General features: G+C 39.8%; 19 protein-coding genes, 1 tRNA gene, 2 rRNA genes and 1 other annotated feature (1 of these 23 cut by a window edge). Of the genes, 5 read left to right on the forward strand and 17 right to left on the reverse strand.

All coding sequences use genetic code 11. The features are described from left to right. Positions 1 to 58: 58 nt before the first annotated feature. The 4 genes from AC6I0I_RS07500 to AC6I0I_RS07515 all read right to left on the reverse strand — a co-directional run bounded on the left by AC6I0I_RS07500 (position 59) and on the right by AC6I0I_RS07515 (position 5028). Positions 59 to 856, reverse strand: a complete 798-nt coding sequence (locus AC6I0I_RS07500; RefSeq protein WP_161832919.1) for an HAD-IIB family hydrolase — start codon at positions 854 to 856, stop codon at positions 59 to 61. A 510-nt stretch (positions 857 to 1366) separates the two neighbouring features. Further along, complete coding sequence (locus AC6I0I_RS07505; RefSeq protein ID WP_262950795.1) at positions 1367 to 2590, reverse strand: PfkB family carbohydrate kinase; 1224 nt, start codon at positions 2588 to 2590, stop codon at positions 1367 to 1369. 24 nt (positions 2591 to 2614) lie between these two features. Further along, positions 2615 to 3970, reverse strand: a complete 1356-nt coding sequence (locus AC6I0I_RS07510) for a GntP family permease (protein WP_262950794.1) — start codon at positions 3968 to 3970, stop codon at positions 2615 to 2617. Positions 3971 to 3993: 23 nt separating this feature from the next. Then, positions 3994 to 5028 (reverse strand): zinc-dependent alcohol dehydrogenase family protein, encoded by a 1035-nt coding sequence (locus tag AC6I0I_RS07515; protein WP_262950793.1) that lies wholly within the window; start codon positions 5026 to 5028, stop codon positions 3994 to 3996. Positions 5029 to 5603: 575 nt separating this feature from the next. On the opposite strand from AC6I0I_RS07515, the gene AC6I0I_RS07520 reads away from it, so the two are divergent. The 4 genes from AC6I0I_RS07520 to AC6I0I_RS07535 all read left to right on the forward strand — a co-directional run bounded on the left by AC6I0I_RS07520 (position 5604) and on the right by AC6I0I_RS07535 (position 8692). Further along, positions 5604 to 6740: an ROK family protein gene (locus AC6I0I_RS07520; protein ID WP_262950792.1), complete on the forward strand. Its 1137-nt coding sequence runs from the start codon at positions 5604 to 5606 to the stop codon at positions 6738 to 6740. Between the two features lie 193 nt (positions 6741 to 6933). Then, positions 6934 to 7143 (forward strand): hypothetical protein, encoded by a 210-nt coding sequence (locus AC6I0I_RS07525; RefSeq protein WP_262950790.1) that lies wholly within the window; start codon positions 6934 to 6936, stop codon positions 7141 to 7143. Beyond that, on the forward strand, positions 7143 to 8114 hold the full coding sequence (locus AC6I0I_RS07530; protein WP_262950789.1) for a M20 metallopeptidase family protein: 972 nt from the start codon (positions 7143 to 7145) through the stop codon (positions 8112 to 8114). The genes AC6I0I_RS07525 and AC6I0I_RS07530 overlap by 1 nt, the downstream gene beginning before the upstream one ends. 143 nt (positions 8115 to 8257) lie before the next feature. Beyond that, entirely contained in the window at positions 8258 to 8692 is a 435-nt protein-coding gene (locus AC6I0I_RS07535) for a hypothetical protein (RefSeq protein WP_161832793.1), read from the forward strand. A gap of 195 nt (positions 8693 to 8887) precedes the next feature. Here the strand turns inward: AC6I0I_RS07535 and AC6I0I_RS07540 are convergent, their stop codons facing one another. Together AC6I0I_RS07540 and AC6I0I_RS07545 are read right to left on the reverse strand one after the other, a co-directional pair. Continuing rightward, positions 8888 to 9208, reverse strand: a complete 321-nt coding sequence (locus AC6I0I_RS07540) for a hypothetical protein (RefSeq protein ID WP_161832794.1) — start codon at positions 9206 to 9208, stop codon at positions 8888 to 8890. A gap of 142 nt (positions 9209 to 9350) precedes the next feature. Then, complete coding sequence (locus AC6I0I_RS07545; RefSeq protein ID WP_161832795.1) at positions 9351 to 9611, reverse strand: hypothetical protein; 261 nt, start codon at positions 9609 to 9611, stop codon at positions 9351 to 9353. Positions 9612 to 9967: 356 nt separating this feature from the next. On the opposite strand from AC6I0I_RS07545, the gene AC6I0I_RS07550 reads away from it, so the two are divergent. Further along, a complete protein-coding gene (locus AC6I0I_RS07550) occupies positions 9968 to 10882 on the forward strand; it encodes an Rpn family recombination-promoting nuclease/putative transposase (RefSeq protein WP_237658989.1) in 915 nt (304 codons plus the stop codon). A 362-nt stretch (positions 10883 to 11244) separates the two neighbouring features. Here the strand turns inward: AC6I0I_RS07550 and AC6I0I_RS07555 are convergent, their stop codons facing one another. The 11 genes from AC6I0I_RS07555 to AC6I0I_RS07605 form a co-directional block, all read right to left on the reverse strand. Beyond that, complete coding sequence (locus AC6I0I_RS07555) at positions 11245 to 12513, reverse strand: ABC transporter substrate-binding protein (RefSeq protein ID WP_262953792.1); 1269 nt, start codon at positions 12511 to 12513, stop codon at positions 11245 to 11247. A gap of 169 nt (positions 12514 to 12682) precedes the next feature. Then, entirely contained in the window at positions 12683 to 14236 is a 1554-nt protein-coding gene (locus tag AC6I0I_RS07560) for a hypothetical protein (protein ID WP_262953791.1), read from the reverse strand. Positions 14237 to 14394: 158 nt separating this feature from the next. Next, positions 14395 to 14517, reverse strand: a complete 123-nt coding sequence (locus AC6I0I_RS07565; RefSeq protein WP_255421511.1) for a hypothetical protein — start codon at positions 14515 to 14517, stop codon at positions 14395 to 14397. 291 nt (positions 14518 to 14808) lie between these two features. Next, positions 14809 to 15189: a hypothetical protein gene (locus tag AC6I0I_RS07570; protein WP_161832917.1), complete on the reverse strand. Its 381-nt coding sequence runs from the start codon at positions 15187 to 15189 to the stop codon at positions 14809 to 14811. Between the two features lie 98 nt (positions 15190 to 15287). Further along, positions 15288 to 16337, reverse strand: coding sequence for a response regulator transcription factor (locus tag AC6I0I_RS07575; RefSeq protein WP_161832916.1), 1050 nt, complete (start codon positions 16335 to 16337; stop codon positions 15288 to 15290). A gap of 250 nt (positions 16338 to 16587) precedes the next feature. Continuing rightward, the gene (locus AC6I0I_RS07580) at positions 16588 to 17310 is read right to left on the reverse strand and encodes an amino acid ABC transporter ATP-binding protein (RefSeq protein WP_161832915.1); all 723 of its coding nucleotides are present in this window, start codon (positions 17308 to 17310) and stop codon (positions 16588 to 16590) included. Next, positions 17303 to 17986: an amino acid ABC transporter permease gene (locus AC6I0I_RS07585; RefSeq protein WP_161832914.1), complete on the reverse strand. Its 684-nt coding sequence runs from the start codon at positions 17984 to 17986 to the stop codon at positions 17303 to 17305. Before AC6I0I_RS07585 ends, AC6I0I_RS07580 begins: the two co-directional genes overlap by 8 nt. 240 nt (positions 17987 to 18226) lie before the next feature. Beyond that, positions 18227 to 18997, reverse strand: coding sequence for a transporter substrate-binding domain-containing protein (locus tag AC6I0I_RS07590; protein WP_161832913.1), 771 nt, complete (start codon positions 18995 to 18997; stop codon positions 18227 to 18229). Between the two features lie 175 nt (positions 18998 to 19172). After that, positions 19173 to 19397: a binding site (T-box leader), on the reverse strand. A 176-nt stretch (positions 19398 to 19573) separates the two neighbouring features. Beyond that, positions 19574 to 19647: transfer RNA gene (locus AC6I0I_RS07595), tRNA-Gly, on the reverse strand. A 128-nt stretch (positions 19648 to 19775) separates the two neighbouring features. Then, positions 19776 to 19884, reverse strand: a 5S ribosomal RNA gene (gene rrf / locus AC6I0I_RS07600). 173 nt (positions 19885 to 20057) lie between these two features. Further along, positions 20058 to 22320 (reverse strand): 23S ribosomal RNA (locus AC6I0I_RS07605) (it continues 631 nt past the right edge of the window).

The raw sequence follows: 22320 nt of genomic DNA on the forward strand, positions 1-22320 counted from the left end.
TTAGCCCCGATTGGTGATAGCTCACACAAAAAAAGCCAAAGTTCCCTTTGACCTTTCCTTACCCCTTTAAAATTTGTGTGAGCGCATCGCCCACCGTTTCAAATACTCCACGTACATTTTCTTTAATCGTCTGATGGGCCTCTGGAAGCGTGAATCCATGATAGCGTTTTAACATAGGCAAATCATTAAAACTATCTCCCATACAATAAATATCATTCGCATCAATCCCATGCCGATTCGCAATATATTCAATTCCCGTTGCCTTCGAAAGACCCCTAGCCGCAATATCAACATGGCGTAGATTAGAAAAAGCCACAATATCTTTTCCAAACAATTGATTCATTTGATGAGCAAAGGAAGACGCTTCGTCGGCACTTTTTAATTTGACTGAAATTTGAACAACGGGTCGATTTAACGCCTCATCTAAAGTAAGCCCATAAGTTTTTAAAAATAATTTAAAAAAGGCAAATAAATAAAAAGTCTTGTGGGACCATCCAAAAGCCGTATGATAGTGGCCACATAATCCATCACTGACCGAGTAATGTAACACCTCTTTTTGTTGAATTAAAATCATGATTTTTCGAGCAATCGAGTTATTGATAGTTTCCCGAAATAAAATATCTCCTGTTTTAGAGATAATGATTCCACCATTTAGCCCTACAATATAATCGTAAACAATGCCATGCATATATTTTTCTAGCCTCATCATGGAAATAGGACGTCCCGTTGCAAAAACAAAAAGATTCCCCTCTTCACGCCACTGTTTCGTTTGTTTAATATTTTTAACAAGGTCTACCTGACCTTTAAATGTATGTTTCCAATAGGTTCCATCGTAATCTGATGCAAATAATTTCATAGAAATCCCACCCTATGCCCTTTTTTAATAACTTATGCAAGCTATCCTCCTTTTATTAAAACATCTCGCCTTTTTTTCATCCGCTAGCAAGCGTCATTTTTGGCTACAACCCCTTTCTTACGTCCGATAAATAAAATAGCGACCCACCATCCTACTGAATTTTTCACCTTTACGTGACTCTCTCTGTTGGGAACTCCTATAAGAGGTCAGACACTTGATGAGCAAGGGGCCCCTATAAAGAAAATAACGATTTCAAAAGAGGACATCATTCATTTTCTTCATTATAACATATCAAAGCCCGCCTATCACTCATCTGCAACTATTTCATAAAAGATAGCGATTCGCGATTTAACCTTCCGTCAGTTGCAATCAGCTAAGGTTTCTTAAGATCTGATGCACAGAGCGCTTAAAACGTAAACAAACAAAAGGATGACGAGTGTCAACTGTCATCCTTTTGTTTGTTCTTAACCAGGGGGGCGACTTGTCCTGATCACCCTCGCCCCTACTAGACTACGCAAATCCAATAAAACGTTTACAAACTGATTCTTTAAGAGGCATCGCTGGAATCGCCCCCATTTGTTCAACACATAAGCTTGCCACCGCATTTGCAAGTCTGACGTGAGACGTTAATCCCTTTAAAGATAGTTGTGACATCAAAATAGGGTGTTGTGAAAGACTATGTAAAAAGCCGCCTAGAAAGGCATCTCCCGCTCCCGTTGTATCGATGACATGGCTTAAATACCCTGGAATCAACTGCCCGCCTTCTTCCGTATAAAGATACGCGCCATCCTTTCCGAGTGTAATCAATACGATTTGAACCCCTTGATTAATTAAACACGTGGCAGCAGCCTCTGGAGTCGATTGATCCGTTAAAAGCTCCATCTCAACCTCCGAGATTTTCATAATATCCGTATAAGGAATCATCTGGCGCATGACCTCTTTCGCGATTTCTTCACTCTCCCATAAGGACGCCCGATAATTTGGGTCATAGGAAATCATCGCCCCATGTTCCTTTGCATATTTAACCGCGTAAAACGTCGTCTCATAGCTCGGTTGATGCGTAAGAGACAGCGATCCTACATGAAAGATGCGACTCTGTTTTAAAATTTCTAATGGAAGTTCCTCTTTTTGAATTTGGGTATCCGCCCCCGGCTTTCTAGCAAATGAAAAGGTTCGCTCCCCGCTTTCATCTAATTCTACAAAGGCGAGCGTCGTAAAGAAATTTGAATCAAGAATGAGTCCCTTAGTCTCCACTCCTTCCGCTTCTAGTGTTGTTTTCAAAAACCTACCGTGAGCATCTGTACCCACCTTTCCTAAAAATGCCGTTTTTGATCCCAGTTTGCTAGCAGCGACTAAAACATTAGCAGGAGCTCCTCCAGCATGTTGAACAAATATTTTTTGGCCGGATGCCGTGACACCCTCTTGTGTAAAATCAATCAAAATTTCCCCAAGCGCCACTAAATCATACGCCTTATCGTTAATAGCGCTTTCATCTTTTAGTAAATGAAAAGTGCTTAATCTTTTTAAAACCTCATCAATCACCTGTTGATCCTCTGTTTCAAGTGATAATTTCGCCTCTTCCATAAAAGGTAAACTCAGCACTCCTAGTAATGATTTTGCATTAACCACGTAACGATGACAATGAAGCCAAACCTCACACGGTGTTCCTTCTGCAATTGAAACTAAATCTTTCGCATGCGTGATACTATTTAAAACAACCTCAATTTGAAACACGTTTTTATCCTCCTTTTTTCGACTTTAAGCAAACATCGAAATCACAAGGGCACAAACCAACCCTGTCACTCCAATTAATGTTTCCATAACTGTCCATGATTTTAATGTTGTTTTTTCATCGATTTCTAAAAGTGAGCTCACCAACCAAAATCCTGAATCATTAAAGTGACTAAAGGCCGTCGCTCCCCCATTAATCGCACAAACCATGGCGGCTAAATAAAGGGGTGATAATTCCAGCACAGCAGGCATCGATGCCATAATTCCAGCAGCCATCGTCATCGCCACAACCGCAGCTCCGACAGAAAAACGAATAAATCCAGCAATGAGGAAAGCTGCTAAAACATAAGGTAAGCCACTACTTTCTAATAGGCCACCCACAAGTTCTCCTACGCCGCAAGCTTGTAAAATAAAGCTAATTATACCTCCACCTGTAATGACAAGTAAAATTTGTCCAGTTGGCCGTAAAGAGCGCTCTAAAATCTTTCGCACTTGTTCCGCATTATACCCTTGTTTAATCCCTAAAAGATAAACGGCACTTAATACGGCTATCACTAATGCCACAAACGGCGTCCCTAAAAACTCAAGAATCGGTCGAATCGGGCGAAGCCCCTCAAGATAAACCGATACAGTACTCGCTAGAATTAAAAGAAGTGGGATGAGAATAATAGTTGCCACTAGCTTAAAAGATGGAAGTTGATTTTCATCAATTTCCTCTACTTCCAACACATTGGTCGGTAAAGCGGTATGCAGGCGATGACCAATAAAGCGTGAGAAAAAGATTCCTCCCACAAGTAAGGCCATTAGCCCGACAATCACACCAACGACGATCATAATCCCTAGGTCAACCCCTAAAAGATTAGCGACTAGCACTGAACCCGCAGAAGGTGGAATAAACGCAAAGGCTGAGGCCAATCCGGCCAGTAACGGAATCACATAATAAAGCGTTGATCGTTTCGTCTTTTTCACCAACCCAAAAGCCAGTGGAATTAAAATAACGACACCTGCTTCAAAGAATACGGTAATCCCTACGACTAACCCTGTTAACCCAAGAGCAAGTCCCGCTCTTTTTTCACCGAATTTTTTGATTAAGGCTTGGGCTACTGCCTGGGCCCCACCTGAGACCTCTAATATTCCCCCGAACATAGATCCCAGTCCAATCAGTAAGATAATCCCCTGTAACGTTTGTCCCGCTCCCTCTTCAACAGCAGACACAAGCATTGGGACAGGAAGACCGCTTCCAAGTCCTATAACAAACGCGGAAATAAGGAGCGAAATAAACGGATGAAGCTTAAATTTAACAATTAAAACGAGTAATAACAAAACGCCACATAAGGCGGCTATCACTAGCCGCTGTGGATCTGCAATAAATGCTGGACTCATACTATCCCCCCTCTAATCTCTTCCTATTTAGAAGGAGAAATTAAATACTTCCCTTTCGCACGTAACTTTGGATCGCTTAAAATCTCTTCTAATTGTTCAAGTCCACATACCTCATAAATCATGCTCTCAACATCTAAACGACCTGAATCAATTAAATCTAACGCACGTTTTTGTGTATATGGATTAATGTAAGACGCTTTTAAGACTAACTCTTTTTGGAAAATTTCAAACGGTTTAATGCGTAACTCTTCTTCGGGTTTTGTTAATCCAAACATCATGACAACTGCTTTATTTCCTGCAACCTTAATCGCTGTCTCAATCGTATCGATTCGCCCAACACATTCAATAACCGTATTAATCCATGTCATGCCATTTTCCTTAAGTACTTTTTCAACATCTTCTGTTAACGGATCGATACAAACGTCTGCTCCAATCGATAATCCCACTTCACGTTTACTCGCGACTGGCTCTAATAAAGCGACTTTTGCTGCCCCCGCTAATTTAGCCAATTGAATCATTAATAATCCAATCATTCCCCCACCGATGACCACTACTTGATGTCCAGGTTTAATTTCACACATATCAATTCCATGTAAACAACAAGCCACAGGTTCCCCCATTGCTCCCTGCTCAAAAGACGTATGATCACCTAATTTATAAATTTGGCTTTCTTTAACCACACAGTATTCAGCAAATCCACCATTCACTGTTGTTCCATACCCGATCATATTTTCGCAATAATGTGCCATTCCATTTCGGCATGGATCACAAACCCCACAATAACAATTCGGATCCACACTCACACGGTCTCCAACCGCGCAACTTTTAACTGCGGTACCTACCTCTTTAATAACCCCCGAAAATTCATGTCCTAAAATGGTCGGTGGCGTAACAGGTGCCGCTCCCTCATCACCTTCATAAATATGGACGTCCGTCCCGCATACACCACATGCTTTTACTTCGACTAATACCTCATGTTCTCCAACAACAGGAAGATTCACTTCCTCTACTTTCAATTGATGTTTCCCGTAAAATACCGCACTTTTCATTTTATTCATCCTTTCTCTCCTAGAAACTTTCCACTTTAACTTTAGACTTAATGTTAAGTGTAAGTTCATTGTAGCCTAAACCCTCTATTTTGTAAACGCTTTTTTAGGATGTTTTTTATATTTTTTTTACTCCCTTGAGCTTTTTTTGATTTATTGCTTTGAATGTACTATAATTACGACTAGAGAAAAACAGAAATATTTTCTATATATAAACCAAAACTAAAAAATCGGCTCTTTTGGATGATTTTGTCCTAAATGTTTCTCGCAGCCTAGCACTGCCCACCACTTCTTGTTAAATATTTACCGTGAAAAAGATTAGCCAGACTTTGTGTAATTTTGAGTGCACAAGTGGTCGCATTCTCTCACAGATCCTTATTTTTTCCTCACCGATCCAAAAGAAAATTGACGATAGCGACCCTAGAAATCTGAATGAGTCTAACTCTTCCTTGCCTAAATCTCTACGCCAATTCCTACGCTGGCAACACGCGCCCCCCCTGATAAGACCCACACTCTAATCGCTGGCGAGCAACATTTTTGCGTTTATATTTAGATTGAAATAGATGATGAAAACTAGGAGGTACCCGATGATAAGCAAAGGAATGACCACCATGGCCATTAAACAAATTAATTTAAAGAAAGTCTACACTGCCATTTATCAAGAGAAGGAAACATCAAAACTACAATTGGTTCAATCTTTACAGATGGGGCTTTCCACCGTTAGCCAAAATCTTAAAGAGCTAGAAGATCAAGAACTTATCCTTAAAACGGGATATTTAGAATCAACAGGGGGAAGACGTGCTCATTTAATCACCATTAATAAATTAGCCCGAACATCGATCGGTCTTGGCATTTTAAAAGATTGTATTCATCTTGTCCACGTCAACTTATACGGTGAAGTCACGCATAAACAAACCCATCCCATCCCCTACTCGGATGAAACACCGTACTATCAAACAATAGGTAAGCTCGTTCAACAATTTATCGAAAAAAACAACATTAATCCCGATCGCCTTTTAGGCGTATCCATTGCTATTCAAGGCATCATTTCCTCAGATGGTGAGTCCGTCAGTTATGGCCCCATCCTTCAAAATGACCAGTTAAAACGCTCGACGCTTGCTGAGTTCATTCCCTATCCTTGTCGATTGACTCACGACTCTAAGGCAGCTGCCTACCTCGAACTTTGGCACCACCAAGAGCTTGATAGTGCCATCCTTCTCTTTTTAAATGAAAACCTAGGTGGCGCTATTATGACCCACCGTAAAGTTCATAATGGACTTCAAATGAGAAGTGGAATTATTGAGCACCTCTCCCTTAATAAACAAGGCCCCACTTGTTACTGCGGTTCCCGTGGATGCTTAGAGACTTACTGTTCTATCCATGCACTTGTCTCCCAAGCAAAAATGAGTGTTCCTGACTTCTTTGAAAAGTTACGCGCCGGCGATGATCACTGTCAAACCATTTGGAAAACTTACTTGACTCACTTGGCAGAGGCGATTCGAAATATTACCGTTATCGTCGATGGCGTCGTCATTATTAGCGGACACCTTGCCCCTTACTTTAATCAAGAAGATCTCACCTTTATTCAACATTACTTAAAAGAAATTGCCCCTTTCCCACTCACCCGTGAAAATATTATTCTTGGAATTGAAGGAAAATACACCCCCGCTATTGGCGCGGCACTATACAATATTGCGGATTATTTAAAAACGATGATGGTTTAATGAGCCTTTTAGAAGAGGAAAGACATCGATCTCTTTTAATACCGTGTGCTCGTGTTTAAGTTCACGCCCTCCCTGTTCACCTGACGTGATGTGCATCATAAGAGAGAGATTTTTATTCACCCTTTAAGAATCTTAAAATTTTGTTGTATAATGTTTTATAATCAATAAAATTAAAGAAAAAGGGGATGTTCCGATGAACACATTAATAACACAAGCACTAGCCATTAAGAACGAATTAATCGGTTACCGTCGCGCCCTTCATCAAATTCCTGAAGTGGGCGCAACTTTACCTCAAACGAAAGCTTATGTCATGGAACAACTAAAATCATTGGGTTATGATCCGATTGAAATTTGTGAAAGTGGAATTGTAGCGACCCTTACAGGACGGTTGGAAAAACCATAATGCTACGTGCCGATATGGATGCTCTTCCAGTGAAAGAAACGTCAGCCTGCGACTTTAAATCAACAAATGGTTGCATGCACGCTTGCGGACACGATATGCATACTGCCATGCTCCTTGGGGCTGCAAAACTCTTAAAACAGAATCAGGATCAACTCGAGGGAACCGTTAAGCTAGTTTTCCAACCTGATGAAGAAGGCTTCACAGGGGCTAAAAAAATGATAGCCGCCGGTGTCTTAGAAAATCCTAAAGTTGATGCCGCTTTGGCGATGCATGTTCACTCCCAAACACCGTCTAATCTCGTTTTATGTGGACTTGGCACAACGATTGCCGGATGTTACCGATTCCAAATTGTAGTTAAGGGGACAGGGTGCCACGGGGCAATGCCAGAAACAGGTGTTGATCCGATTAACATCGCCGTCCATATCTACCTCGCACTTCAAGAAATCATTGCACGTGAAGTGTCACCTTCAAAACCAGCTGTCATCACCATTGGAAAATTTGTTGGAGGGGAAGCACCGAACGTCATTCCCGGAGAAGTTGTGATGGAGGGAACCATCCGCAGCCTTGATAAGGAACTTTTAGATTACATGGTTAATCGAGTAAATGAAATCGTCGTTTCTACAGCGACAATGTTTAGAGGCTCGGCTGAACTGATTGAGCTCTCTTCTGTTCCACCGCTAACGAATGATACACCGTTAGCACATGAAATAACTTCTTATATGAAAGACCTACTTGGTGAGCAGGCTGTCATTCAATTTGAACAGGGAGGCATGGGTTCTGAAGACTTTGCGTCATACGCCTACCATGTGCCAAGTGTTTATCTCTTACTTGGAGCTGGAACAGAGCAGGAAAACCCATTATTCGGAAAACCGATGCATAATGAAAAAGTAGTCTTTAATGAAGATATTTTACCTACTGGTGCCGCGATGCACGCCTATAATGCCATCATGTGGTTAAAAAACAACAAATAACTGATGGGAAGCCTTGAAAAGAGGCTTCCTTTTTTCAGCCCATTGCCCCTTTCAAAAACAACATCCTATCTTGTCGTATTTCTCTGTTTAGAAACATATATTACTAATGGCAAACGATGTTTCACTAAGGGAGATGATGAAAAATGGCAAATGTTAGATTTAATGCGTCAAGTTTTTATGTCCCAAAAGATAAATTTCTAGTTGCAATCAATGAATCGTGTACAGCGCACAAAGAGGACAATCCTCAATCAAAGGTCACCGCTCATCTAGCAAAGGACCAAGTCTTTGCAGTCACAAGCGAAACACCTCAACACTTTAAAACAAAAGTGGGTTGGATTGCTAAAGAAGCTTGTCATGTCTTAGATCAATCATCAAATGAAGTTGTACAACCATTACCGGAAAGTTTCGTCGTTAAAGTCATTAGTAACACAGCTGTTTACACTGAACCTGCGACAACCTCTCACGCCACGACAGTTTTACGAATTGGTTCCTTACCACGCGTCGTCGGAGAATCTCATGAATTTTATCAACTAGAACACGGTGGATTCATCCAAAAAAACGGTTGCCGTCATTATTAAAGCCCGATTCGAATCGGGCTTTTTTCAATGAAAAAAAGACTCCCTTGAAGTGAAAGAGCCTTTTTCATCTAATAAACATAAGTGGTCACTAAAACCCCTTTCGTGAATTCCTCCAAATTAAAAACGACGAATCGATCGTCGTCTTAAAGAACTCGCTCAACTTTATGAAAATAGCTTTCACTAACCTGCCATTTCCTAGTGCTTATGCCTCATTTCCAAAAATAATCCAAGGAAGAAGACAACAAGTAGATAAATCAAAATCATTCCCCATGAAGCTGGACTTAAAAATAGCCAAAGCGTGATGGCATAGGAAATGGAAGTCATCATAACAGCGACATGCAAATTTCCTCCATAAAAAGAAACGAGCATTCCTTGCAAAAAATAAAGAAATGGAAATAATGCTAATAAAGGAACATAAATTTGGGCTCGGCTTCCCTCTGTTTTAGCTAATACTTCCCCTAAAAACACAATCACTAAGGGCATCATATAAACAATCAATCGCATCACTCTTTTCATCTCATCCGCCTCCCTCACAGATAAAGCCCTACTTTATCTTATGATAAATGGTAGCGTTTCGATTATGAAAGTTATATAAATATTAAAAGGAGGATTCTTTCAAATCCTCCTTTTACCTCATTTAATTTTTGAAACTCATCCGTTATCTTGACACAAAATTAATGAGATAAAGACCATAACAAACTGAACCCCCAAACATTAAAAAGAAACTCCCATAAATAATGAGTTTTCTTAATTGCGTAAGAGTTAGATGATTGATGATAACCCGTCGATTTAAAACAGCTAACGGGATAAAAATCAAAATACCGATTGTTTTATAAAACCAAAATATATAAATAAGAAAAGTAAATAAATTTAATGTCACCATTGAAGCCACTGGATTTTTATATAGTATCTGTTTCACCCCATCACCCATCTTCCTTTTTTTACATATTAACTTATCTAGCATTAACTGTCAGGCAAAAACGAGCTATTTTTAAAGGCTTAAATTTAACTAATCCATTTTCAGGATCACCACAAGAATTGAGTCTTAACAAAAAGTTGATAAAAATAGCCGAATCACAGCAGTCGCATTTAGGCGTTTTGTCATTACTAATGAAGCCCTATTAGAGCTAATTTTTAGTTGAACCCGATCACGTGCCATTTGCTGTGAAGATTCAAAATATTTTAATTTAAAAAGGAAATCTCCGTTTATACGCGTATTGTAAGATAGAAAGAGGTTTTGACATCGTTAATATGTTATAATGGAGGTAATTAATTATGATAAATTTAGATGATTTAATGAAACAACCGAAAGGGGCTGGAGAAAACGTGGGACCGGTATTATTACCCCCAACAATGGACTTTGTATTTAAGGGGCTGTTTGGAAACGAGAAGAGACCAGAACTGTTAATTTCATTTTTAAATGCCGTTTTGACGCCAGATGAACCGATTACTTCGATTACCTTTAAGGACCGAACTATTGACAAGCAATACAAAGAGGATAAAATGGGGACTTTGGATATTTTAGCGACCACCAATAAAGGGGAGTTAATTAATGTCGAGGTTCAAGTGGCAGATGAAAAAAATATGATTGAACGCAGTTTATTTTATTGGAGTCGTTTGTTTTCTGGGCAACTTCAAAGTGGTATTCCTTATCAGAAGTTAGAACGAACAGTCTGCATCAATCTCTTATCTTTTGACTTACTTGAAACTGCCGAGTATCATAGTTGTTACGTTTTAAAAGAACGCGAGCGAAATGAACAATTAAGCGACCTTTTAGAAATCCATTTCATTGAATTAGATAAGATAAAAGACATCCACCATGCGGATGAAATAAAAACACAATTAGAAGCCTGGCTCGAATTTATTAAACATCCCGAAAGTCAAGTCAGCTATGAGTTGGCACGTCAGGATGAAACGATTCGCGAAGCAAAGGACGAACTCCTTGTCCTAAGCTGTAATGAAAAATACCGTTTATACTATGAGGCTCGCTTAAAGGCTCTACTTGATGAAACAAGCCGTCTACAAACAGCACGAGATGAAGGAATTGAGCAAGGAAAGATGCAACGGGATTTAGAAATCGCCAAGAACCTATTAGACGTTCTAGATGACACAACAATTGCGTTTAAAACGGGATTACCCGTACTTACTGTTAGCCAATTAAGAGAAGATAAAAATAAATTAAAAAAGTAGCCACTCAGCTACTTTTTTAATTTATATATCATATAGACTCTATATACTTTACCCACCCATATTTCATCTTTAAATATTTTTTTAACAAAAAGTTGATAAAATTTGCCACATCACAGCAGTCGCATTTAGGCGTTTTGTCATTACTAATGAAGCCCTATTAGAGCTAATTTTTAGTTGAACCCGATCAAGTGCCATTTCTTAATTTATTTCAAACAAAGAAACCCTTATAAATCCTGATTAAAGAAGGCTAAACATTTTGTCCTGGCTTGCCATACGTTGTGAGAGGTGTCGCTCCTACACCATAAATAGGCTTCCGTTTTTTGTATTTATAACATAAAAAAGGGAATACTTGTCCCTTTTTCCTAATTTAATTTTTGAATATAGCGTTCAATTGTTTCAACAACATCAGCATTTGTTAACACGATTTCTTCAATCATTGCTCCCACTTCGGTACGGACTAAATTAGAATTTTTATGATCCATTAAGAACAGCGGTTCAACAAATCCGCTCTTTGCAGCTTCAATTCCCGCTTCCTTAGCTGATTGCTTGGCCTGTTGCACATATGACGCATAGTCTTCTGACGTCGCCACTGATTCACGGATAGGTAAATACCCCGTGCTTGTTGCCCATTTTAAGTTTGCTTCATCAGATGCTAAATATTTAATAAATTCAAAAGCCGCATAAACCTCTTCCGATGTTTTATTTTTGTTTAAAATGGCAACATTGTTTCCTTGTTGAATATTTTGCGGTTGATCAACTTTTAATTGTGGGATCATTGCCGCTTCCCAAACAAAGTTTTCTTCTGGTAAAAAAGCTTCACTTGCGCTTGATCCAATATATAAATAAACATTCTCAGCTAAAAAAGGACCTGATGAAAAACTATCCTCACCTGCTAAACGCCAATACCCTGCATTCACATTATCTTGAAGCATCGTTAATGCCTCAATCGCTGCCTCATTATTAAAAAGTAGGTCTCCTTTTGAATTCGTATACTCAGCCCCTGCTTGCATTAAATAAGTAATTAAATAATTCGCTGGGTTATCAATACTAAACGCCGTTTTCCCCGTCAATTCATAGATCTTTTTAGAAACTTCCGTTAACTCATCCCACGTTGTTGGAACGGTTAATCCATGTTCATCAAAAAATGTGCGATTATAAAAGAGTAAATCTGTTGATTTAGAAAACGGTAAAGCATAGTAGCGTTGATCCTCACAATAACTTGAATTTTCTAAACGGTACCCTTCATAAATATCTTCGAAATCATTCATTCCGATTTCTTGGTTAAAAATATAATCATCTAACGGTTGAACAATCCCAGACCCAATAAACTCCATGATATTATTAAATGTCCCTTGAATAACTGCGGGATTATTTCCGGCTTTAATCGCAGCCATCGTTTTAGCCTTTAAATCTTCGTAATTACCTTGGTATGTACTCTTTACTTTAATTCCTTTTTCGCTTCCAATTCCTTCATTAAAATCGGCTACTAATTCCGTCATTGTTTCACCTAACGCCCCGCTCATTCCGTGCCAAAACTCAATCTCAACTGGCTCCTGAATCGACGTCACCATTTCCATTTCATTTTGCTGCGTCTTTCCTTGACACCCTGCTAAACATAATAAACCACTCATAAGTAGCAAACTCCATCGTTTCTTCACTTCAATACACCTCATTTTACTTTTTTTGGCCTACATCCTTTAAACTGTTAATAAAAATTTCTTAACAATTTCAAACAAATTATACCATTATCGACCTAAAAAGTATACTTTTTTACAATAAAAGAGGGGGTTCACCCCTCTTTTATTTTTTAAATGCGATATCCATTTTTAATAAATCCCCATCTATTACTACTTCTAATTGGGCATCCATATACTCGGCTAACTGATTTAAACTTGCAGGCCATGTCTCATTCACCTCTGAGCGAATCACACTACGTGTTGTAAACACCACTAAATCTTCCGATTCTGCTAATTGTAAATACACGCGCGTCTGTTGTAAAGCTGACGTGGCAATTCCCATTAATAAAGAATCCATCAAGAGTTTTAAGTCCTCCTCATTCGCCTGAATAGATACTGTCTTTTCTGGAAATCTTAGTTTGACTTCTAATGGTATATATTCTTGTTCCAATTGCACTAATGTATCAGAGATGAGTTTCGTTAAATTAACCGTTGTCTTTGGGCGATTTAGTGCACATAATTTCAAAAGAGACTCGATTTGGACAGCAACATTTTCAATATCGGCGGTATTCTCAACAGAATGCTTCACTCTCGTTAACGTTTCCTTTAAAAGTTCCAGACGTGAAACCATCAAATCAACACGAGGGTCTTCCTTGAAAATCACTTTTTCTACTGTTTCTGTTTCAACCACTACTTTTGGTCGAGTCCAAAAATAGACTAACTGACCTAAAATCGTATGTTGACGAATCATCTGCCATGGGCCAATCACAAAAAATTCTTTTACATAAAGGGCATGAAGTAGGACAACCGCAATAAATCCTCCCCAACAAATGAGGTTAATCCAATGAACAAGTGCAGGGTCAATCAACTGTGTCCACTGGTGAGCCTGCGTCAGCACAACAAGGAGCGGAGCAAACGCTGAGGCAATTGCCGTCACAATGACAAAAATGAATCTCAGTTCCAATGGAACAAGCAATAATCCTCGTACAGTAGCAAGTTCCTCAAACCACGAAAATGGGAGGATAAAGACAATAACTAAAACAATAAGCGTAATGGATACTAAATAGACAACGACAATTTGTAAATACTCCCCACCTAAGTAATTTTCAATTTTATGATTGAGCAATCCATCCTTAGACAAACTCTGATGGACACCAAAAACCATCGTTGTATCTTTGATATCGGTTGGATAGTTTGATAAATACTCTTCTAATCGTTGCCGTGTTTCCGTCGAACTGGCCCCGATAATCTTCTTAATCGTTAGTTGTCCTTCCCCATCAAATTGTAAGGCGAGCACATACTGATACGCTGACAAATCATCCGTCTTTTCGGCTGCCCCTTCCGTTAATAGCTCGGCTAATTGATCTCCTTTATGTTCTAATACCTCATCCCCCTGTTTAAGATAATAATCCATGTCCTTTTGGTAATCCCGTTGCCAACTTTGCGACAACGGATAAAACTGACTTGCTTCCCCTTCTTTTAAGACACTGTCTAACGAATAGATTCCTTCGGAAAAATTCCACAAAAACATGTAAGACTCGTAAAAATTATCCGTCATTTTAATGGCACGCTCTCGCATTTGCGGGTAGCGTGAATAAATACCGATAGCACCTAAGCCAATCATCAGAATAACGATCACTCTAATCAACACTTTATGGATGTTAGCTCGCTTCTTCATTCATAACCCACCTTTCAATAAACTATCACTTCCCCCATTTTACCCTAAATATCTTAATAAAAAACATGATTAATTCTTAATAATTTCTTAATACCCCGAGGCGTTTATCATGAATTATATTTCTACATAAAAAAAGATGATTTCTACCTTAGAAATCATCAACCTTTCATTATGAAATGATACATCACTAAAACAACAAGAAGAATCGTCATCATATTCTTCAATACATATCCAATTCCAACATGATTTTGCTCACCATAATACATCGCTTTACGCTGCATCGACCTTATATCCCCCTTAACGACAATACTCTATTATCTATTTACAATTATACATTAATTTTGATATTTTCCAACATTTTTTTATCGCATAACGAAATGAATCATCACGCCAACAATTAAAGCTACCGTCATCAGATTTTGGAGAATATAACCTATACTTTGTTCATTCTTGAAATATCCCATGCGTCGCTCCTTTTTCATCGACTTCCGCCTCCTCCTACCTCATTCGTTTACTTTAAAACTATAACGCAAAAATCTTAATAAAAAGATAGAATCATTCTTAATTTTTTCTTAAGGAAGAATTAACTTTTCATACCACTCTGATACAGAAATCCCCTCGTATTCTACTTCATAGCAAAGTCCTCCCTTTAAGATGCGCGTCGTATCCTCCCCATTAAACAGCACCGTCTGTACCAACTGATCCCCCTCATAAAATTCATAAACAAGCGGTTCAGATAAGACATAGGATTCTTCACGAACAAGATTTCCTCTTTTTGCTTTCAATAAAATATCAACAAGTTGTTCGACATCCTCGGGCTCTTCAATCGTAGATTTAACCTCCTCTCCAAATCGAACCTCCACCCGATTAACAGAAGAAAGTTTATTTTCTCCACTATTTATGCATCCGCTTAGTAAAAAAAGAGTTCCAACAAGAAGCCACCCCTTTTTCATTTACATCGCCTCCTACTTCATTTTAGTCATCATTCAACAAAAATATGAAAAAAACTGCCTTTTAAAAGACAGTTTTTTTCATATTCTATCGAATTGTTCTAAATGATGCCGTCGAACTTTATTCTCTCCTGATAACGCTTCGGACTAACCCCACATTGACGATTAAATAACCGGTTAAAATACAGTTGATCCTGAATGCCAACTAATTGGGCGACTTCCTTAATCTTAATACCAGGAATTCTCAACAGTTCTGTCGCCTTATATACCCTTAATTCATTAATATAGGTACAAATCGTTTTAGAAGTATCCTGTTTAAAAAGACGGGCTAAATACGATTCATGTAAACAGGCCATTCGTGCTAACTCGCATCCTGAGATTCGTTTCATGTAGAATTGATGAATGTAGATTAAACTATTAAATACCTCTTGTCGATAATAGCTAGCTGTTTCTTCAATCCCCGAAGTCAGGTAATTCCGTAACGCTTCTATAGACTCCACCATAATTCCACGGGAGACCTCATTCTTCACCTTTAAGGTGTCCCTTAATTGAGCACGCAGTTTCATCCAATAATCGAAGCAACTGATTTCATGAAAAACTCCATTTTTTGCGATAACCACGGCAAATCCACTATCATTTAATCGAAAAACATTACATCCAAGAAATACTTTTTTAACTCGCTCTTCAACTAACTTACCGTGTCTGGTGTCGAGACTGCGTTGAAAAGTAAGATAATACAAAAGAAAAGGACCTGTGTGTGCCATCTCCTGACTCGTCGGATAGCAAATCGATGCACGCCTGATCAAAGATTGCATCTCCTCGGAATTTAAATGTTTCTTGATACAGTAATCAAACACTCCTAATCGCATGGCCTGGGACACTTGGTCATAGTCCTCATGATTGCTAAGCACAACAATTAGGGCCCGATGATGGCGCCTTTTCATCTCTTGAATTAACTGAATCCCCGATATTTTAGGCATTTTTAAATCAATAAACACTAAATGATACATTTCCTGAGACAAGAGTATCAGTGCTTCTGTTGCATCACTACATCGTCTCACCTCACAAAAACCAAAGCGCTTCCATTCGACAATATAAAAAAGTTTATTTAAAACATCCTCCTCGTCATCCACCAATAAGACCCTTAACAAAAACAATTCCCCCTTTTCCCATTTTTACTTAAAGCTCTATTTCATTCCCTTCTTCACACACCTAATTTTTCTCTCTCATAACTAATTCATTGCCCCCCCTTCCTATTTTCCTATTATACAACAAATTTCAGTTTTTTTCTATATCATCCCTCTTTCCCTGCTAATCTTCGAATATTTCTCTTAATTTCCGAGGAAATTAATGAACGAGAAAAAAAGCTACCTGCCTTTTCGCTGGTAGCTTTTTATGACTTTATAATACTTTTGCTAAAAATTCTTTCGTTCGTTGGTGCGTCGGTCGAGTAAATAATGTTTCTGGCGTAGTATCTTCTAAGATTTTTCCACCATCAATAAAAATGGCACGTGAGGCAACTTGTCGAGCAAACCCCATTTCATGGGTAACAATGACCATGGTCATTCCCTCTTCTCCTAACTCTTTCATCACATCAAGTACTTCGGTTACCATTTCCGGGTCTAATGCAGATGTCGGTTCATCGAACAACATCACCCTTGGTTTTAAGGCCAGTGAACGAGCAATCGCAACACGTTGCTTTTGACCCCCTGATAGTTTAGAGGGATAGACATTAAATTTATCCTCTAAGCCAACACGTTTTAATAACCCCAGAGCTATTTCATTTGCCTGCGCCTCATCCATTTTTTTTAAAAGTTTTAACGCTAATGTAATATTTTCTCCAACTGTTTTATTTGGAAATAAATTAAAACTTTGAAATACCATCCCGATTTGCTCACGAATTTCATTTAAATTCGTTTTTTTATCTAAAAGGTTTGTTTCTTCAAATAAAACATCCCCTGATTCCGGAATTTCAAGTAAGTTTAAACATCTTAATAAGGTTGACTTTCCCGATCCTGAGGGACCAATAATAGTTACAATTTCTCCCTCTTTAATCTCTAAATCAATCTCATGAAGCACCTGTTTTCCGTGAAAATACTTTGATAATTGTTTTACCTTAAGCATCTTGTTGTAATCTCCTTTCAAATATAGTCACAAGTTTTGAGCAGCCTGATGTTAAAAGGAAATAAATCAGGGCAGCTACTATATAAACACCAAACGCATTAAATGTAGCTGCAGTTACTTTATCTGCGTTATACATTAAATCAGCCAATCCAATAACAGAAACAATAGCAGATTCTTTAATAATAACAACAAACTCATTTCCAAGTGCAGGGAGAACATTTTTAATGGCCTGTGGTAAAATGATATGCTTTAACGTTTGTCGTTCACTTAATCCAAGTGAACGTCCCGCCTCCATTTGTCCAACCTCGACCGCCTGAATTCCTGCTCTAAAAATTTCGGTTACATAGGCCCCTGAATTAATAGCTAAGGCAATTGCCCCTACGATAAATTCTGCTGGAATAAAACCAACAGGTTTTAAACGAATTCCGCATAATTGAGGAATCCCAAACCAAAAAATAAATAACTGAATCATGAGCGGTGTTCCACGGAAAAAGGCGATGTATGCATCCGCTAACTTATTGAGTAATTTACCAATAATCCCTTTATTATTAAATCTTAAAATAGAAATTAAAATTCCGATTAATGTTCCTGAAACAACCGTTAATAAAGCTAATAATATTGTGATCCCAGTTCCCTTTAAAAGCATGGGATAATAATCAATAATAAAGTCAAACATTTTTCCACCTACTTCATTTTAATTCTTCTTTTCCTCTAACAGGATCCCTCATTCTCGTTCCTCACTCTTTTAGAAGTTAGTAAAGGAATTTTTAGCCTTTTTAAAGGAATCCTTTTTAAATGTAGGAACCCTATTCCCTAAATAGGATCCCACTCTTCAGCGAACGTTATGTCACGGCGTTTAAACTATATTTTTTCATTTGTAATCTGGCTATTCTTTATCTTTAAAGAAAAACATCATCTAGTTTGCCAACTGCATTGCCTCTTCTAACATTTTTCCAAGGGTTCCGTCGGCTTTTAATGTAGAAATAATTTTATTGACTTGCTCTGTTAATTCTGTTGATTCTTTTGGTAAGGCAACGGCCATTTTTTCCTCAGATTCAATTTTAATGTCTGAGACAACCACGTTATCAAATTGTTCTGCATAACGTGCCGCAATATCATTTCCTAAAATAACGGCCTCAACATTTTCATTACTTAACTCTAAAACAATGGATTGTGTTGATGCGAGTTCTTTCACATTTGTTGTTAATGATTGCGCAATTGGTGTCTGAATACTACCTAATTGTGTCCCGATTTTAACATCTTTTAAATCCTCTGTTGTTTGATAACGATCAGCATCTTCTTTTCTGACTAAGACTGCATTTTCTCCCGTATAGTAAAAGTCTGAAAAATCAACTTGATTTAAACGCTCTTCATTAGGTGACATTCCTGAAATAACCATATCCACTTGCCCTGACTGTAAGGCCCCAATTAATGAGTTGAAGTCCATATTTTTAAATTTAACCTCTACGCCTAGTTCTTCCGCAATTTTTTCACCTAACATGACGTCAAAACCAACAAGTGTCTCTTTCCCATCTACCATTTTATAAAACTCAAATGGAGGATAATCCCCCGATAACCCGATTAAAAGCGTTCCTTCCTTTTGAATATCCTCAATGCTAACCCCCTGTTTTGAACATCCTACCATTCCAATGAATACGAGCATGATCATTAATAATACCTTTTTCATTACAATCTCCTCCTCTTAAATTTCATGATTTAATTTGAGCTCCTTTTTGACCAAGAAAAAAAGACCCTCTCTTGAATAAGAGACGATCTTTTACCGCGGTACCACTCTTATTGATACATTATAGTTAAATTTATTAGAAATTATGACAGATAAAAAAAATCGCCTCTTATTTACCATAAGAGACGATGATTCACCGCGTTACCACTCTAATTAATACAACTAAATTGTATCCACTCTGCTCTGTAAGGGGAGTACCCGATTATCATACTCTATACTTATCATATATTTGTGATAATCTCCATCAAAGGGCGTTTCACGAATAAGTACTGACTAGACTCCCACCCTCACTAGCTCGCTTAACAGTTTAACTTATTGCTACTTTCTTTATCAAAGGATTTATTCAAACTAAATTGTTAGTTATATTCTAAATGATGGAACCCATAAATGCAAGCTATTTTTATAGATTTTTTATAAATAGACGGGAAATCTCATTTCGTATCCTTCTTTATCTCCCACAACATACGATTTAAGCTTCATAATATAAAAAAACATCCCGAAGGATGTTAATTGGCTATTTGGAGCGGGTGAAGAGAATCGAACTCTCACAGTCAGCTTGGAAGGCTGAAGTTCTACCATTAAACTACACCCGCATTTTTTGTCTAGTACCGTTCGCATCTTCTCTATAAACTTATGCGCACTCTCATGGCTTTTAGCCATTTCTGTGTTCGCTAAGTTTTATTCGAAGATAATCGCTCACTTGTACTTTTCTTTATTTATGGCCTAGCGACGTCCTACTCTCGCACTTGCGTACTACCCTCGGCGCTAAGGAGCTTAACTTCTGTGTTCGGTATGGGAACAGGTGTGCCCTCCTTGCCCTTATCACTAGACCTTCTGTCAGATTTCATCAATCTCACAAAACTAGATATCTTCTGCTTACTTCTTCTTGTCCGGCAACTCTCGCATCACAGTGGTAAAGTTCAATAACTGTTCATCACCTTCGTGATTCCTCAGTTCTTTTCACTTTCTGCCTGTGATAACCGCTCGTTTTTGCCTTTCCTATTTAGTTAAGTCCTCGATCGATTAGTATCAGTCCGCTTCATCTGTCACCAAACTTCCACTCCTGACCTATCTACCTCGTCGTCTTCAAGGGATCTTACTTCTTTCGAATGGGAAATCTCATCTTGAGGGGGGCTTCACGCTTAGATGCTTTCAGCGTTTATCCCTTCCACACGTAGCTACCCAGCTATGCTCCTGGCAGAACAACTGGTACACCAGCGGTGTGTCCATCCCGGTCCTCTCGTACTAAGGACAGCTCCTCTCAAATTTCCTACGCCCACGACGGATAGGGACCGAACTGTCTCACGACGTTCTGAACCCAGCTCGCGTACCGCTTTAATGGGCGAACAGCCCAACCCTTGGGACCGACTACAGCCCCAGGATGCGATGAGCCGACATCGAGGTGCCAAACCTCCCCGTCGATGTGAACTCTTGGGGGAGATCAGCCTGTTATCCCCGGGGTAGCTTTTATCCGTTGAGCGACGGCCCTTCCATTCGGTACCGCCGGATCACTAAGCCCGACTTTCGTCCCTGCTCGACTTGTAGGTCTCGCAGTCAAGCTCCCTTCTGCCTTTACACTCTTCGAATGATTTCCAACCATTCTGAGGGAACCTTTGGGCGCCTCCGTTACTCTTTGGGAGGCGACCGCCCCAGTCAAACTGCCCACCTGACACTGTCCCCTGACCAGCTCATGGCCACGGGTTAGAACCCCAGTAACACAAGGGTAGTATCCCAACAGCGACTCCTCCAAGACTGGCGTCCTGGTCTCTTCGTCTCCTACCTATCCTGTACATGTGTCACCAGTGCTCAATATCAAGCTACAGTAAAGCTCCACGGGGTCTTTCCGTCCTGTCGCGGGTAACCTGCATCTTCACAGGTACTATGATTTCACCGAGTCTCTTGTTGAGACAGCGCCCAGATCGTTACGCCTTTCGTGCGGGTCGGAACTTACCCGACAAGGAATTTCGCTACCTTAGGACCGTTATAGTTACGGCCGCCGTTTACTGGGGCTTCAATTCAAAGCTTCGCTTGCGCTAACCTCTCCTCTTAACCTTCCAGCACCGGGCAGGCGTCAGCCCCTATACATCACCTTGCGGTTTAGCAGAGACCTGTGTTTTTGATAAACAGTCGCCTGGGCCTTTTCACTGCGGCTTGCTTTCACAAGCACCCCTTCTCCCGAAGTTACGGGGTCATTTTGCCGAGTTCCTTAACAAGAGTTCTCTCGCTCATCTTAGGATTCTCTCCTCGCCTACCTGTGTCGGTTATCGGTACGGGCACCTAATAAATTATCCCTAGAAGCTTTTCTTGGAAGCGTGACATCAGCTGACTTCACCCTTGCGGGCTTTCGGCATCACAGCTCAATGTTTCGCCATGCGGATTTGCCTACATGACCACCTCACTGCTTACACGTGAATCCATTCACACGCTCAACTTAGCCTTCTCCGTCACTCCTTCAGTTTATTAAGTGGTACAGGAATCTCTACCTGTTGTCCATCGGCTACGCCTTTCGGCCTCACCTTAGGTCCCGACTTACCCAGGGCGGACGAGCCTTCCCCTGGAAACCTTAGGCTTTCGATGGATAGGATTCTCACCTATCTTTCGCTACTCACACCGGCATTCTCACTTCTAACCGCTCCACAGCTCCTTCCGGTACTGCTTCTCCGCTGTTAGAACGCTCTCCTACCACTGACACTTCGTGTCAATCCGCAGCTTCGGCGGTCCGTTTAGCCCCGGTACATTTTCGGCGCAGAGTCACTCGACTAGTGAGCTATTACGCACTCTTTAAAGGATGGCTGCTTCTAAGCCAACCTCCTAGTTGTCTGTGCATCTCCACATCCTTTTCCACTTAACGGACACTTGGGGGCCTTAGCTGGCGGTCTGGGCTCTTTCCCTTTTGACCATGGACCTTATCACCCACAGTCTGACTCCCGATCATATCTATCTGGCATTCGGAGTTTGATTGAGATCAGTACCCCGAGGTGGGGCCATCACCCATTCAGTGCTCTACCTCCAGTAGACTCTTATCGAGGCTAGCCCTAAAGCTATTTCGGAGAGAACCAGCTATATCCGTGTTCGATTGGAATTTCACCCCTAGCCACAAGTCATCCAAGCACTTTTCAACGTGCCCTGGTTCGGCCCTCCAGTCAGTGTTACCTGACCTTCAGCCTGCTCATGGCTAGCTCACACGGTTTCGGGTCTACAACATCGTACTCCTCGCCCTATTCAGACTCGCTTTCGCTTCGGCTCCGTCTCTTCAACTTAACCTT

The sequence above is a fragment of the Turicibacter sp. St.80E1 genome, from assembly GCF_059728495.1.

Coding starts and splice junctions, on each gene's coding strand:
- AC6I0I_RS07580 (WP_161832915.1), bottom strand. CDS start 17,310: ATGCTTAAGGTAAAACAATTATCAAAGTATTTTCACGGAAAACAGGTG.
- AC6I0I_RS07565 (WP_255421511.1), bottom strand. CDS start 14,517: ATGCAGCGTAAAGCGATGTATTATGGTGAGCAAAATCATGTTGGAATT.
- AC6I0I_RS07570 (WP_161832917.1), bottom strand. CDS start 15,189: ATGAAAAAGGGGTGGCTTCTTGTTGGAACTCTTTTTTTACTAAGCGGA.
- AC6I0I_RS07585 (WP_161832914.1), bottom strand. CDS start 17,986: ATGTTTGACTTTATTATTGATTATTATCCCATGCTTTTAAAGGGAACT.
- AC6I0I_RS07515 (WP_262950793.1), bottom strand. CDS start 5,028: ATGAATAAAATGAAAAGTGCGGTATTTTACGGGAAACATCAATTGAAA.
- AC6I0I_RS07530 (WP_262950789.1), top strand. CDS start 7,143: ATGCTACGTGCCGATATGGATGCTCTTCCAGTGAAAGAAACGTCAGCC.
- AC6I0I_RS07560 (WP_262953791.1), bottom strand. CDS start 14,236: ATGAAGAAGCGAGCTAACATCCATAAAGTGTTGATTAGAGTGATCGTT.
- AC6I0I_RS07525 (WP_262950790.1), top strand. CDS start 6,934: ATGAACACATTAATAACACAAGCACTAGCCATTAAGAACGAATTAATC.
- AC6I0I_RS07500 (WP_161832919.1), bottom strand. CDS start 856: ATGAAATTATTTGCATCAGATTACGATGGAACCTATTGGAAACATACA.
- AC6I0I_RS07590 (WP_161832913.1), bottom strand. CDS start 18,997: ATGAAAAAGGTATTATTAATGATCATGCTCGTATTCATTGGAATGGTA.
- AC6I0I_RS07555 (WP_262953792.1), bottom strand. CDS start 12,513: ATGAGTGGTTTATTATGTTTAGCAGGGTGTCAAGGAAAGACGCAGCAA.
- AC6I0I_RS07520 (WP_262950792.1), top strand. CDS start 5,604: ATGATAAGCAAAGGAATGACCACCATGGCCATTAAACAAATTAATTTA.
- AC6I0I_RS07510 (WP_262950794.1), bottom strand. CDS start 3,970: ATGAGTCCAGCATTTATTGCAGATCCACAGCGGCTAGTGATAGCCGCC.
- AC6I0I_RS07540 (WP_161832794.1), bottom strand. CDS start 9,208: ATGAAAAGAGTGATGCGATTGATTGTTTATATGATGCCCTTAGTGATT.
- AC6I0I_RS07550 (WP_237658989.1), top strand. CDS start 9,968: ATGATAAATTTAGATGATTTAATGAAACAACCGAAAGGGGCTGGAGAA.
- AC6I0I_RS07535 (WP_161832793.1), top strand. CDS start 8,258: ATGGCAAATGTTAGATTTAATGCGTCAAGTTTTTATGTCCCAAAAGAT.